Here is a 14357-nt window from a genome sequence, read left to right as displayed (position 1 = left end):
GAGGTGCCCGAAGGAGACACGGTCTGGCTGACCGCACGCCGGCTCGACGAGGCCCTGGCGGGCCGGTCCCTCGTCCGCGCCGACCTGCGCGTGCCGCAGCTCGCCACCACTGACCTCACGGACCGCCGCGTCACCGAGGTGGTCGCGCGCGGCAAGCATCTGATGACGCGCTTCGACGGCGGTCTGACGCTCCACTCCCATCTGCGTATGGACGGCTCCTGGCATCTGTACGGGCCGGGTGACCGGTGGCGCGGCGGCCCCCTCCACCAGGTCCGCGCCGTGCTGGAGACACCCGCGCGGGTGGCGGTCGGCTACCGGCTGCCGGTGCTGGAACTGCTGCCCACCGCCGAGGAGGACAGCGTCGTCGGCCATCTCGGACCCGATCTGCTGGGCCCGGACTGGGATCCGGCCGAGGCCGCGGCGCGGCTGCGCGCCGAGCCCGCCCGGCCGGTCGGCGAGGCCCTCCTGGACCAGCGCAATCTGGCGGGCGTCGGCAACGTCTACGTGTCGGAGCTCTGCTTCCTGCGCGGCATCACCCCCTGGACGCCGGTCGGCGAGGCCGGGCCGGAGAAGCTGGTGGTGCTCGCCAAGAAACTGCTGGAGGCGAACAAGGCCCGCCCCGGCCACATCACCACCGGGGACCTGCGGCGCGGCCGCACCCACTGGGTGTACGGCAGGGAGCACCGGCCGTGCCTGCGCTGCGGCACCGCCGTCCGCGTCGGACAGCACGGACCACCGGAACGGGCCCGCGTCGCGTACTGGTGTCCGCGCTGCCAGCGAGGTCCGCACCCGCACGATAATTGACGGACCGTCAGATACAGTCGTACCGTCGCGTCATGCCCATGAAGGCGTACGACCTCACCGGACGCACCGCACTGGTCACCGGCGCCGCGAGCGGGATCGGCCGCGCGTCCGCCGTTCTGCTGGCCGAGGCCGGCGCCACCGTCGTCTGCGCGGACCGCGACGGCCCCGGCGTGCGGGAGACCGCGGAACTGATCGAGAAGGCCGGCGGCGCCGCCCGCGCCCGGCAGCTGGACGTCACCGACCGGGCCCAGATCGCCGAGACCGTCGCCGAGACGGTCCGCGACCACGGGCGGCTGGACGTCCTGGCGGCCATCGCCGGGATCATGCACAGCAGCAGCGTCCTGGAGACGGACGACGCCGATCTGGACCGCGTCCTCGGCGTCAACTTCAAGGGCGTGCTGCACAGCGCCCAGGAGGCGGCACGCGCCATGACCGCCCAGCGGTCCGGCAGCATCATCACGATGGCCTCCGGCGCGATCGACACCGGCGCCCGCGGACTGCTCTGCTACAGCGTCTCCAAAGCCGCCGTCGTGCAGCTCACCAGAACCCTGGCGACCGAACTCGGTCCGCTCGGCATCCGCGCCAACGCCATCGCCCCGGGGTTCATCCGCACCCCGATGACCTCCCACTACGGGACGGGGTCCGACGGATCCTTCGACGAGGCCGCCCAGGCGCGCGCCGAGGCGTCGCTCGTGCGGATGGCGCCGCTGGGGCGGGTCGGCACCCCCGAGGACGTGGCGGGGTCCGTGCTCTTCCTCGCCTCCGACGCCTCGGCCTTCACCACCGGCCAGATCCTCCGGCCGAACGGCGGAGTGGCGATGCCCTGGTAGCGGCCGCGCCGGGTTCGGGCAGCGGTGCGCGGTACGGCGTGCAGCGGTATCAGGCCCAGCCCCCAGCCGCCCGCTGTCACGGCACTCTCGAAGGGCCCGGCCCGGTCGGGCTGCACGGCGAGCCGCAGCGCGGCCCACCACCACAGGACGCCCAGGCCCAGCGCGACGGTCCAGCGGACCGCCCTGCGGGACCACAGACTCCGGATGACCTGGAGCTGGAGCACGCGCATGGCCGCCTCCTTCGGAACCCCGAGGTTGCGGCGGAGAGCCCCGGGAGGCTCTCCGTACCAGGGTGCGATGCCCGGTTCCCAAGATCGCTAGCCCTCTGCCGCCGCCCCCGCCCGGACGTTCACCCGATGGGAGCAGCGCATCGCCACTGCCTGCGACGATACATCAACGCAACGTGACGAGCCGCCCATCGTAGACCGCTCAGGACCACGGGCACCAGGGCGTACGAGGCGCGCGGGGCGCGCAGCCCGGGGCACGCGGGGCGCAGGAGGCCCCTGGGGCGCCCCGAGCGGCCCGCGCCGCCACCCCCCTAAGCACCCGACCGCCCCCGAGCGCCACAGGCGCCCGCCGAGCGCAGCGCCGGCGCTTCCCGCTACACGTTCTCCGCCTGGAACATCCAGTGGAACTTCTCCAGGTCCGCCGTGAGCCCGATGATGATGTCCTGCGTGACCGGGTCGGCGTCCCCCGTCGTCCCGATGCGCTCCCGCATCCGCTCGATCACCGAGTCGAGTGCCGCGATGAGGATGCCCACCGCCTGCGTGTCCTTGATCCAGCCGTCGGTGACCGTGTCGATCCCGCTGGTCTTCGAGACCGTGTCGGCCCGCCCGTCCGCCGTGACGCCGATCGCGGAGGCCCGCTCCGCCACCGTGTCGGCGTGCAGCCTGGCGGTGTCGACGACCTCGTCGAGCTGCAGATGGACCGAGCGGAAGCGCGGGCCCACCACGGTCCAGTGGACCTGCTTGGACACCAGCGCCAGATCCACGAGATCCACCAGAGCGCCCTGCAGCGCCTCACTGACGATCTTGCGGTGCTTCTCGGACAGCGGGCTCTTGACGACACTCATGCGGAATCCTCCTACTGGCGACGGGCCTGACGAATAGTCCGTTAAGCCCTGTTAACTCCGTATCGCCTACCCTGCCTCGTCCCGCTGTGCCTGGCAAAAGAGCGGGACCCCGGTCGGCAGTGCCGACCGGGGTCCCGGTGCAAGAACTTCTGGAGTGACGGGCGGCTCAGGCCGCGACCACGTCAACGGCCTCAGCGGGCGCCTTCGGCGCCTTGATGGTGACCCGCTCGGTCGTCACGGATGTGACGGAGGTCACCGCACCCAACAGTGGTCGCATCGGCGCCGCAGGAGTCTCGGACGCCGCCGACTGGGCCAGCTCCGCGAGCGACAGATCATCGCTGACCTCGCGCATCACCTCGGACATCGGGACGTCCAGCGCGTCGCAGATCGCGGAGAGCAGCTCGGAGGATGCCTCCTTCTGCCCTCGCTCCACTTCGGACAGATAGCCCAGGGACACCCGGGCGGAAGAGGAGACCTCACGCAGAGTGCGGCCCTGACGTTGGCGCTGCCGACGCAGCACGTCACCCAACAGGCGACGGAGCAGGATCATCGGTGGCTCCCTCCTCGGACCGCGAATCCGGATCCTTCTTGCCCCACCGTACCGCCTCGGGCACCGGCCGTGCGGGGAGCGATGACGTGTTCACTCAGGGCTGCAAACATCCCTTGCCCCCGTCTTCTTCCCTATCCTTCGCCCGCACCCCGGTCGTGAGGGACGGCACCCCTGTCGCGCGGGACGGCACCCCTGTTGTGAGGGACCGCTCCAGCAGAGCGAGTGCGGCGGTCACGCTGGCGGCACGGATCCCGGAGCGGCTGCCCTCCAGCCGCAGCGGGTCGACCGCCGAGCCTCCGGGACCGGCCACCGCCACGTACACCGTGCCGACCGGCTGCCCGTCCTGCGGATCCGGTCCCGCGACACCGGTGGTGGCCACGCCCCAGTCGGCTTCCAGTCTGCTCCGCACACCCTCGGCCATCTCGAGGGCCACCTGAGGGTCGACCGCTCCTCGATCGGCCAGCAGTGCGGCGTCCACGCCGAGCAGTACGTGCTTGAGTTCCGTCGCGTAGGCCGTCACCGAGCCGCGGAAGGTCCGGGAGGCTCCGGGGACGGACGTCAGCTCCGCGGCCAGCAGACCGCCGGTCAGCGACTCGGCGACCGCCAGGGTGAGCCCCCGGCCGTCGAGCAGTCGCAACACCTCGGCAGCTGTCATCCGTTCTGGTGACTCTGCCGCCGCGGGGAGGTCCGCTGTTCGCGCTCCGGATCCTGTCCGTGCTCCGGTTCCGCGTCCACCGTGGCCCGGAGATCAGACGCGGCCCGCAGGCCGGGTTCGGCCGGCGGTTCGGCCTGGGCGGCCGCGCGCTCGCGCTGCGCGGCGAGGCCGGCCCGGCGCAGCACGACGGCCTGCCGGATGTAGTCGAGCCCGGTGAGGACGGTCAGCACGACGGCCGCGGCCATCGCCCAGGCCCGCAGCGTCGCCAGCGGCCCGGTGAGAGCCAGGATGTACATGCCGACCGCGATGCCCTGGGTCAGCGTCTTGAGCTTGCCGCCGCGGCTGGCCGGGATCACTCCGTGCCGGATCACCCAGAAGCGCATCAGCGTGATGCCGATCTCCCGGAAGAGGATCACTCCGGTCACCCACCACGGCAGGTCGCCCAGCGCGGACAGCCCGACGAGCGCGGCGCCCATGATCGCCTTGTCGGCGATGGGGTCGGCGATCTTGCCGAAGTCGGTGACCAGCCCGTAGCGCCGGGCCAGTTCCCCGTCGAAGAGGTCGGTGATCATCGCGATGGCGAACGCCGCCCAGGCGAACGAACGCCAGGCGGGGTCGTGGCCGCCGTCGTGGATCAGCAGCATGACGAAGCCGGGAACCAGCACCAGCCGCATCATCGTGAGCAGGTTGGCGATGTTCCAGAGCCCGGCCTGGCCGACCACAGGATCGCCCATGTGGTCCGGGGTGGCCGCGGCCGGCACGGGGACTCCGGTCATCTGCCCACCTCCTCCACAGAACAGTCGCCCCCGGTCAGGGGTTCCGCGATGAGGTCGACACCTTCGGTGTCGATCACCTTCGCGGTTACCATCATGCCCGGCTTCAGCCCCTCGCAGGAGGTCAGCGTGGTCGATCCGTCCGTTTCCGGCGCCTGGTGGTCGGCGCGGCCGACCGCCTCGCCGGTCTCCTCGTCGATGGATTCGACCAGCACCCGCACGGTGGAGCCGAGCCGCTCCAGGGCGCGCTGCGCGGTCAGCTCCTCGGCGAGACGCGACACGCGCGCCAGCCGCCGGGCGACGGTGTCCTCGTCGAGCTTGTCCCCGTAGCCGGCCGCTTCGGTGCCGTCCTCGTCCGAGTACCCGAAGACCCCGATGGCGTCGAGCCGCGCGGAGCTGAGGAAGCGTTCCAGCTCCTCCAGGTCCGCCTCGGTCTCGCCGGGGAAGCCGACGATGAAGTTGGAGCGGACGCCGGCCTCCGGGGCCTTGCCGCGGATGGTGCCGAGCAGTTCCAGGAAGCTCTCGGTGCTGCCGAAGCGGCGCATCGCGCGCAGCACGCCGGGCGCCGAGTGCTGGAACGAGAGGTCGAAGTACGGCATGACCTTGTCGGTCGAGGTCAGGGCGTCGATCAGGCCGGGGCGCATCTCGGCGGGCTGCAGGTAGCTGACCCGGATCCGCTCGATGCCCGGGACGGCCGCCAGCTCCGGCAGCAGCGTCTCCAGCAGCCGGATGTCGCCGAGGTCCTTGCCGTAAGAGGTGTTGTTCTCGCTGACCAGCATGACCTCGCTGACGCCCTGGTCGGCGAGCCAGCGCGTCTCGCCGAGGACATCGGAGGGGCGGCGGGAGATGAACGAGCCACGGAAGGACGGGATGGCGCAGAACGAGCAGCGGCGGTCGCAGCCGGAGGCCAGCTTCACCGAGGCGACCGGGCTGTTGTCCAGGCGGCGGCGCAGCGGCGCGCGGGGCCCCGAGGCGGGGGCGACGCCCTCGGGGAGGTCGGCCGGCGCGGGGGCCGGGGCCTCCTGCGCGTGGCCGGGCAGCGCCACCGTGGCGCCCTGCCGCTCGGCGGGGCTGATCGGCAGCAGCTTGCGGCGGTCGCGCGGGGTGTGCGAGGCGTGCACGCCACCGGAGAGGATGGTCTGGAGGCGGTCGGAGATGTCCGTGTAGTCGTCGAAGCCGAGCACCGCGTCGGCCTCGGGCAGGGCCTCGGAGAGCTCCTTGCCGTACCGCTCGGCCATGCAGCCGACCGCGACGACCGCCTGGGTGCGGCCATGACCCTTGAGGTCATTGGCCTCCAGGAGGGCGTCCACGGAGTCCTTCTTGGCGGCGTCGACGAAGCCGCAGGTGTTGACCACGGCGACGTCGGCGTCCGCGGCGTCATCCACCAGCTGCCAGCCGTCCGCCGCCAGACGGCCGGCGAGCTCCTCGGAATCCACCTCATTGCGGGCGCAGCCGAGCGTGACAAGGGCGACGGTACGGGGTTCGGGCATAGGCTCAGCCTACTTTGTCCCAGCCGTCCCTCTTACGTTCACCCTCGTTCACCCGGCCTGGGGGTCTCCGGGGGTGAAGGTGAGCCGCACGACCTGGCCGTCCGTGCCCGCCGGACCGAGGTCCTTGCCGTTGACGAAGAGCTTGATCGCGCCCGCGTCGCCGATCACGAGTTTGATCTTCTTGCCGTCGGTGAAGGTCTTGGAGTCGCCCTTCTCCAGGGTGTCGGCGAAGAGCGGCTTGCCGGTGCTGTCCGTCACCTGGATCCAGCTCTTGCCGACGTCCGCGGTCAGCTTCACGGTCACCTTGCCCACCGGAGCGGCGGCGATCGCGCTGTCCGTCGGCTCGGGCTTGGGGTCGGCCGGCTTGGGACTGGGCTTGGCCGTGGTGGCGGTCACCGAGGGCTTCGCGGCGGCCGACGGCGTGTTGCCGCCGGATCCGTTGAACGCGGTGAAGCCCACGAACCCGACGACGGCGACGATCGCCGCGACCATCGCCGCGGTCCAGTTCGGACGGCGGCGGTCCGGGCGGATCCGCTCCGCCTCGTAGAGCGGCGCGACGGGGACCTGGGTGGTGGCGCCACCGTGCTCGTCCGCGTACTGCTGGACCAGCGGCTCGGGGTCGATCCCGACGGCGCGGGCGAGGTTGCGGATGTGACCGCGGGCATAGACGTCGCCACCGCAACGGGAGAAGTCGTCCTGTTCGATGGCGAGCACGATGGGGGCGCGCACCCGCGTCGTGGAGCTGACCTCGTCAATGGTCAGTCCGGCGGCGAGGCGGGCCTGGGCAAGGGCACGACCGACGGAGGGCCGGTCGTCGGAGGGCGGGTTGCCGAGGGACACGAGGAAGCCTTTCAGGCTGCAGCCACCTGCTGGAGATTCAGTCTAGGGGGGTAGCGAAAGAGTGGGGCAAGCGGACAGCCGGTCTTTGTCCGCCATCAGGATTGCCGGACCGTCTCTCACGGATCCGGCGCGCATGGACCTGACAGCCCGAGCGAGCCTGACAGTCGGCCATATGTCGTCCTCCTGCATCAACTTGACGCACGAACAGGAGAAACGGTTGCCCCGCATGCTCTTACGAGTGAGCATCACCGCGGATGACGGCCAGAACCCCATCCAGTTCGTCCGCTTTGACCATGACATCCCGCGCCTTCGAACCTTCGCTCGGCCCGACGATTCCGCGCGATTCCATCAGATCCATGAGCCTGCCCGCCTTGGCGAATCCCACACGCAGCTTTCGCTGCAGCATCGAGGTCGAGCCGAACTGGGTGGAGACGACCAGCTCCGCCGCCTGGCACAACAGGTCCAGATCGTCGCCGATCTCCTCGTCGACCTCCCGCTTGGGCGCCGTGCCGACCGCCACGTCCGTCCGGTACGTCGGCGTCAGCTGCGCCTTGCAGTGCTCGACGATCTTGGCGATCTCCTCCTCGGTGACGAAGGCGCCCTGCATACGGGTCGGCTTGTTCGCGCCCATCGGGAGGAAGAGCCCGTCGCCCCTGCCGATCAGCTTCTCGGCGCCGTTCTGGTCCAGGATGACCCGGCTGTCGGCGAGCGAGGAGGTGGAGAAGGCCAGCCGCGACGGCACGTTCGCCTTGATCAGACCGGTGACGACGTCGACGCTGGGCCGCTGGGTGGCCAGCACCAGGTGGATCCCGGCGGCGCGGGCCAGCTGCGTGATGCGGACGATCGAGTCCTCCACATCGCGCGGCGCGACCATCATCAGGTCGGCCAGCTCGTCCACGATCACCAGCAGGTACGGGTACGGCGACAGCTCGCGCTCGCTGCCCGGCAGCGGCTGGGTCTTGCCGGACCGCACCGCCGCGTTGAAGTCGTCGATGTGCCGGAAGCCGAAGGCCGCCAGGTCGTCGTAGCGCAGGTCCATCTCGCGGACCACCCACTGCAGGGCCTCGGCGGCCCGCTTCGGGTTGGTGATGATCGGCGTGATCAGGTGCGGGATGCCCTCGTACGCGGTCAGCTCGACGCGCTTGGGGTCCACCAGCACCATCCGGACCTCGTCCGGGGTGGCGCGGCACATGATCGAGGTGATGAGGCCGTTGATGCAGGACGACTTTCCCGACCCGGTCGCGCCGGCGACCAGGATGTGCGGCATCTTGGCGAGGTTCGCCATGACGTACCCGCCCTCGACGTCCTTGCCGAGCGCCACCGTCATCGGGTGGTCCTCGCCGGCCGCCGCGGCGGACCGCAGTACGTCGCCGACGTTGACCATCTCGCGGTCGCTGTTCGGGATCTCGATGCCGACCGCCGACTTGCCGGGGATCGGGCTGATGATCCGGACGTCCGGGCTGGCGACGGAGTACGCGATGTTCTTGGCCAGCGCCGTGATCCGCTCGACCTTGACCGCCGAGCCCAGCTCGATCTCGTAGCGGGTGACCGTCGGGCCGCGGGTGAAGCCGGTGACCGTGGCGTCGACCTTGAACTCGGTGAAGACCTGCTGCAGCGAGGCGACCACCGCGTCGTTCGCCGCGCTGCGGGTACGGCCGGGTCCGCCGCGTTCCAGCAGGTCCAGCGAGGGCAGCGAGTAGGTGATGTCGCCGGACAGCTGGAGCTGCTCGGCGCGCGGCGGGAGCGGGTCCACCGGGTCGAGGGTCTTCTTGGTGAGGTCCGGGACGCCGGAGCCGGTCGACGGCTCGTCCTCGGCGCGGGCCGCGGGCACGCCCGATCCGCTGCCGGAACCCGTCTTGACGCTGTTGCTGAGACCGGCGAGCAGCGGTGACGGCTGCACGCCGTGCAGCACGGCGCCGTCCAGCGCCGCGGCCGCGGCGGCCGCCACGTCCACCGCGTCGATGCCGGAGGCGGCCGCGTAGTCCTGCTCGCCGGGCTCGGGCCTGCGCCGCGGGCGGCGGCGCGGCCGGGGCTCGTCGGCCGCCTCGTCGCCGAACTCCCCCAGTGCCGCGAGTTCCTCCATGCCCTGGTCGTGCTTGGTGAAGCGCAGCGGGGACCTGCGGCGCGGGACGTCGTGCTCCTGCTCCTGATCGTCCTCGAACAGCTCCTCCATCGGAACGGCGTCCAGGTCGTCCAGGTCCTCCGGGGCCTCGTACAGGCCGAGCTTGGTGCCGAGCAGCCGCAGCCGCTGCGGAATCGCGTTGACCGGGGTGGCCGTCACGACCAGCAGCCCGAAGACGGTGATGAGCAGCAGCAGCGGTACGGCGAGCGCCGAGCCGACGGTGTAGAGCAGCGGCGACGCGGCCGCCCAGCCGATCAGGCCGCCCGCGTCGCGCAGCGCCTCGGCTCCCGCGTCCCGGCTCGGCGAACCGCAGGCCAGGTGGACCAGGCCGAGGGCGCCGAGGACCAGGGTGGACAGCCCGATGACGATCCGCCCGTTGGCCTCGGGCTGCTCCGGGTGCCGCATCAGCCGGACCGCGACGACGCCGATCAGTATCGGCACCAGCAGATCGAGCCGGCCGAACGCGCCGGTGACGAGCATCTCCACGAGATCGCCGACCGGGCCACGGAGATTGGACCAGGTGCCCGCGGCCACGACCAGCGTCAGACCGAGCAGCAGCAGCACCATGCCGTCCTTGCGGTGCGCGGGGTCGAGGCCGCGTGCGCCGCGCCCTATGCCGCGGAACACCGCGCCGATGCCGTGGGCGACGCCGAGCCACAGGGCACGCGTCATCCGGTACACGCCACCGGTGGGCGACGGGGCCGCTTTGGGAGCGGGCTTGGGAGCGCCCCCCTTCGCCGCACGGGGGGCCGCCGCCTTCTTGGCAGGTGGTTTCTTCGCTGCGGTCTTCTTCGCCGCGGTCTTCTTGGCCGCAGGCTTCGCCGGAGCTTTCTTGGCAGTGCCGCCGGGCGTACGTGAGGCCATGGTGCCGAGATTACCTCCGAAGACCCGGCTGGACACGCGTGCGTCGGATACCCCCGTCCGTGTCGCGCCTCGGGTGGGCCAAGGGTGACGCAGCGTCAACGGCGGGGGTTCCGCTCAGTCCTGTGGGGGATACCTGACGCCGCCGTCGCCGGTGCCGGGCTCCAGAGCGTCCAACGCCCGCCGCAGACCGGTGAGCTTGCGCTCCAGATGCGCGGCGGTCGCCACCGCGGCCGCGTCCGCCGACTCGTCGAGCTGCTTCGACAGCGCCTCGGCCTGCTCCTCGACGGCGGCCAGCCGCGCGGACAGTTCGGCGAGCAGCCCGGCAGGCTCCTTCGCCCCGTTGACGCCCACCGAAGCGCCCTGCTCGAGCTGGAGGCGCAGCAGCGCCGCCTGCTCCCGCAGCTGGCAGTTCTTCATGTAGAGCTCGACGAAGACCGACACCTTGGCGCGCAGCACCCACGGGTCGAAGGGTTTGGAGATGTAGTCGACCGCACCGGCCGCGTAACCGCGGAAGGTGTGGTGCGGGCCGTGGTTGATCGCCGTCAGGAAGATGATCGGGATGTCACGGGTCCGCTCGCGCCGCTTGATGTGGGCGGCGGTCTCGAACCCGTCCATGCCCGGCATCTGCACATCGAGCAGGATCACCGCGAAATCGTCCGTGAGCAGCGCCTTCAGCGCCTCTTCCCCGGATGCCGCCCGTACCAGCGTCTGATCGAGCGCCGAGAGGATCGCCTCCAGCGCCAGCAGATTCTCCGGCCGGTCGTCGACAAGAAGGATCTTGGCCTTCTGCACCATGGCCCGCCCTCCTCGTCCCGACACCACGCTGGTGGCCGCCCCCGGGGACGACTCCCTTGCGCCGCCCGTCCTTGTGCCGGTCATGGTAGCCGCACCTGCCGTTCGCCACACCCTGTCACCGCCATGTCACTGTGCACGAAGCAGAAACGCTAGCGGAGACCAGAAGGTTCCCTGAATCCCGCCCCCTCACACCTGAAGGGACACACCCCGTCAACAGTCCACCTTTCAACGGGGTGTTCCACGGGCGTTCATCCACTGCTCCATGAGTGCCAGCAGGTGATCGGTGTCGACCGGCTTGGTGACATAGTCCGACGCTCCGGACTCGATGCTCTTCTCCCGGTCACCCTTCATCGCCTTCGCCGTCAGCGCCAGGATCGGCAGTCCGGCGAACTGCGGCATCCTGCGGATCGCCGTCGTCGTCGCATAACCGTCCATCTCCGGCATCATGATGTCCATCAGGACGATCGCGACATCGTCGTGCTGCTCCAGGACCTCGATCCCCTCGCGGCCGTTCTCCGCGTAGAGCACCGTCAGCCCGTGCTGTTCCAGCACGCTGGTCAGCGCGAAGACATTGCGGATGTCGTCGTCGACGATGAGCACCTTCTCGCCGTTGAACCCGCCCGCGAAGCGCGCGTACCCGTCGGAGTGTGTGCCGTCCACCCAGGACTCCTCCGCGGGCAGCGCCGTGGGCTGTCCCGGGAGCGACTGCAGCTGCGGCGGCGCCGAGCGGCGGCGCAGCCGGGACAGGCTGCTGCCCGCGAGACGGTTGCGGGCGGGCGCGTGGTGCTCCGACTCGCTGATCACCTCGCCCCCGGGCAGCTGCGGGTAGCCGTGCGGCGGCAGTTCACTGCTGCTGAGCGGCAGGTACAGGGTGAAGGTCGAGCCGCGGCCGGGCTGGCTGTCGGCGTGGATCTCGCCGCCCAGCAGCCGGGCGATCTCCCGGCTGATCGACAGGCCCAGGCCGGTGCCGCCGTACTTGCGGCTGGTGGTGCCGTCGGCCTGCTTGAACGCCTCGAAGATCACCCGCATCTTGCTCGCCGCGATCCCGATCCCGGTGTCGGTGACGGAGAACGCGATCAGCGGCTGGTCCGCGTCGCGCAGCGCCCCGGACTCCAGCAGCTGCTCGCGGATCGACTGCGGGACCTCGGGACCCGCCGGCCGGATGACCAGCTCGACGGAGCCGCTGTCGGTGAACTTCACCGCGTTGGAGAGCAGGTTGCGCAGCACCTGCAGCAGCCGCTGCTCGTCCGTGTGCAGGGTGACCGGGAGCTCCGGCGAGACCCGGACCGAGAAGTCCAGGCCCTTCTCCGCCGTCAGCGGACGGAACGTCGCCTCGACGTAGTCGACGAGCTGCACCAGGGCGATACGGGTCGGACTGACGTCCATCTTGCCCGCCTCGACCTTCGACAGGTCGAGGATGTCGTTGATGAGCTGCAGCAGGTCCGAGCCCGCGCCGTGGATCGTCTCGGAGAACTCGACCTGCTTGGACGACAGGTTTCCGTCGGCGTTGTCGGCGAGCAGCTTGGCCAGGATCAGCAGCGAGTTGAGCGGGGTGCGCAGCTCGTGCGACATGTTGGCCAGGAACTCGGACTTGTAGCGCATCGAGACCGCGAGCTGCTCGGCGCGCTCCTCCAGGACCTGCCGGGCCTCCTCGATCTCGGTGTTCTTCACCTCGATGTCGCGGTTCTGCCGGGCCAGCAGCTCGGCCTTCTCCTCCAGCTCGGCGTTGGACAGCTGCAGCGCCTTCTGCCGGTTCTCCAGCTCGCCCGAACGCTCCTTGAGCTGCTCGGTCAGCTCCTGGGACTGCTCCAGCAGCCCCTCGGTCTTGGTGTTGACGCTGATCGTGTTCACGCTGATCGCGATGATGTCGGTGATCTGGCTGAGGAAGTCCTTCTGGATCTGGGTGAACGGCTGGAACGCGGCCAGTTCGATCACACCCAGGATCCGGTCCTCGAACAGCACCGGAAGGACGATGACATGCGCCGGGGGCGCCTCACCGAGCCCTGACACGATCTTCAGGTACCCCGGCGGCACGTTCTCCACCAGGATCGACCGCTTCTCGATCGCGGCCTGCCCGATCAGCGCCTCACCGGGCAGGAACGTGGTGGGCATCGAGCGCTTGGAGAAGCCGTACGACCCGACGAGCCGCAGCTCGTACGCGTCCTCGTCCTCCCCCGCGCCGATCTCGCTGCCGTCACCGATCTCCTCGGCGAGGAAGAACGCGCCGTGCTGCGCGGAGACCACCGGGGTCAGCTCGCTCATGATCAGCGCGGCCACGTCGCCCAGCTCCCGGCGGCCCTGCATCAGACCGGAGATACGGGCCAGGTTGCCCTTGAGCCAGTCCTGCTCCTTGTTGGCGAGCGTGGTCTCCCGGAGGCGCACGATCATCGTGTTGATGTAGTCCTGGAGCTCCAGGATCTCGCCGGCCGCGTCCACGTCGATCCGGAGATTGAGGTCGCCGCGGGTCACCGCGGTGGCCACCTGCGCGATGTTGCGGACCTGGCTGGTCAGGTTGTTGGCCATCAGGTTCACCGATTCGGTGAGGTCCTTCCAGATGCCGGACACGTCCGGAACCCGGGCCTGGCCGCCCAGCCGGCCCTCGGTACCCACCTCGCGCGCCACCCGGGTGACCTCGTCACCGAAGGCGGACAGCTGGCCGACCATCGTGTTGATGGTCGTCTTCAGCTCCAGGATCTCGCCGCGGGCGTCCACGTCGATCTTCTTGGACAGGTCGCCGCGGGCGACCGCGGTGGTCACCATGGCGATGTTGCGGACCTGGCCGGTGAGGTTGGACGCCATGCCGTTCACCGATTCGGTGAGGTCCTTCCACGTGCCGGCGACGCCGGGAACGCGGGCCTGGCCGCCGAGGATGCCCTCGGTGCCGACCTCGCGGGCGACGCGGGTGACCTCGTCACCGAACGCCGACAGCGTGTCGACCATCGTGTTGATCGTTTCTGCAAGCTGGGCGACCTCGCCGCGCGCCTCGACGGTGATCTTCTTGGTGAGATCGCCGTTGGCGACCGCGGTGGCGACCGCGGCGATCGAACGCACCTGATTGGTCAGGTTGTTGGCCATCAGGTTGACGTTGTCGGTCAGGTCCTTCCAGATGCCCGACACGTCGCGCACCCGGGCCTGCCCGCCCAACTGGCCCTCGGTACCCACCTCACGGGCGACGCGGGTGACCTCGTCACCGAACGCCGACAGCGTGTCCACCATCGTGTTGACGGTGGTGACCAGGGCGAGGATCTCGCCCTTGGCGTCGACGGTGATCTTCTTCGACAGATCGCCGCTGGCGACCGCCGTCGTGACCTCGGCGATGTTGCGGACCTGGCTCGTCAGGTTGTTGGCCATGAAGTTGACGGACTGCGTGAGGTCCTTCCACGTGCCGCTCACTCCCTTGACCTCGGCCTGGCCGCCCAGGATCCCCTCGGTACCCACCTCGCGGGCCACCCGGGTCACCTGGTCGGCGAACGAGGACAGCTGGTCGACCATCCGGTTGATGGTGTTCTTCAGCTCGAGGATCTCGCCCCGGGCGTCCACGTCGATCTTCTGCGACAGGTCC

11 protein-coding genes are annotated in these 14357 nt (G+C 70.3%); 2 read left to right on the top strand and 9 right to left on the bottom strand.

The window, feature by feature from the left end:
• Positions 1-3: 3 nt before the first annotated feature.
• Together O3W51_RS04085 and O3W51_RS04080 are read left to right on the top strand one after the other, a co-directional pair.
• Positions 4-804 carry an Fpg/Nei family DNA glycosylase gene (locus tag O3W51_RS04085; protein ID WP_198358073.1) on the top strand — a complete coding sequence of 267 codons (801 nt, stop codon included), beginning with the start codon at positions 4-6 and terminating at the stop codon, positions 802-804.
• A gap of 32 nt (positions 805-836) precedes the next feature.
• Positions 837-1634 carry an SDR family NAD(P)-dependent oxidoreductase gene (locus O3W51_RS04080; protein WP_138358587.1) on the top strand — a complete coding sequence of 266 codons (798 nt, stop codon included), beginning with the start codon at positions 837-839 and terminating at the stop codon, positions 1632-1634.
• A gap of 601 nt (positions 1635-2235) precedes the next feature.
• Here O3W51_RS04080 and O3W51_RS04070 read toward each other — a convergent pair.
• From O3W51_RS04070 to O3W51_RS04030, 9 genes are all read right to left on the bottom strand, one after another.
• Entirely contained in the window at positions 2236-2706 is a 471-nt protein-coding gene (locus tag O3W51_RS04070; RefSeq protein WP_138358950.1) for a Dps family protein, read from the bottom strand.
• A gap of 166 nt (positions 2707-2872) precedes the next feature.
• Positions 2873-3256, bottom strand: coding sequence for a helix-turn-helix domain-containing protein (locus O3W51_RS04065; RefSeq protein ID WP_138358948.1), 384 nt, complete (start codon positions 3254-3256; stop codon positions 2873-2875).
• Between the two features lie 94 nt (positions 3257-3350).
• Complete coding sequence (locus O3W51_RS04060; protein WP_138358946.1) at positions 3351-3911, bottom strand: CinA family protein; 561 nt, start codon at positions 3909-3911, stop codon at positions 3351-3353.
• The gene (pgsA, locus tag O3W51_RS04055; protein WP_443048239.1) at positions 3908-4687 is read right to left on the bottom strand and encodes a CDP-diacylglycerol--glycerol-3-phosphate 3-phosphatidyltransferase; all 780 of its coding nucleotides are present in this window, start codon (positions 4685-4687) and stop codon (positions 3908-3910) included. Before pgsA ends, O3W51_RS04060 begins: the two co-directional genes overlap by 4 nt.
• A complete protein-coding gene (gene rimO, locus O3W51_RS04050) occupies positions 4684-6174 on the bottom strand; it encodes a 30S ribosomal protein S12 methylthiotransferase RimO (RefSeq protein WP_138358942.1) in 1491 nt (496 codons plus the stop codon). Before rimO ends, pgsA begins: the two co-directional genes overlap by 4 nt.
• A 48-nt stretch (positions 6175-6222) precedes the next feature.
• Positions 6223-7014, bottom strand: coding sequence for a helix-turn-helix domain-containing protein (locus O3W51_RS04045; protein ID WP_138358940.1), 792 nt, complete (start codon positions 7012-7014; stop codon positions 6223-6225).
• Between the two features lie 232 nt (positions 7015-7246).
• A complete protein-coding gene (locus O3W51_RS04040) occupies positions 7247-10000 on the bottom strand; it encodes an FtsK/SpoIIIE family DNA translocase (protein WP_269283819.1) in 2754 nt (917 codons plus the stop codon).
• A gap of 114 nt (positions 10001-10114) precedes the next feature.
• Positions 10115-10795: a response regulator gene (locus O3W51_RS04035; protein ID WP_138358936.1), complete on the bottom strand. Its 681-nt coding sequence runs from the start codon at positions 10793-10795 to the stop codon at positions 10115-10117.
• A 225-nt stretch (positions 10796-11020) separates the two neighbouring features.
• Positions 11021-14357 (bottom strand): HAMP domain-containing protein (locus O3W51_RS04030; protein ID WP_269283811.1); only part of this gene is annotated, 3337 nt, incomplete at its 5' end.

It is taken from the genome of Streptomyces sp. H39-C1 (assembly GCF_027158125.1).
GTDB classification, from domain to species: domain Bacteria; phylum Actinomycetota; class Actinomycetes; order Streptomycetales; family Streptomycetaceae; genus Actinacidiphila; species Actinacidiphila fildesensis.
The sequence above is the reverse complement of the archived record's forward strand: the minus strand, read 5'-3'. Positions and strand labels throughout refer to the sequence as shown.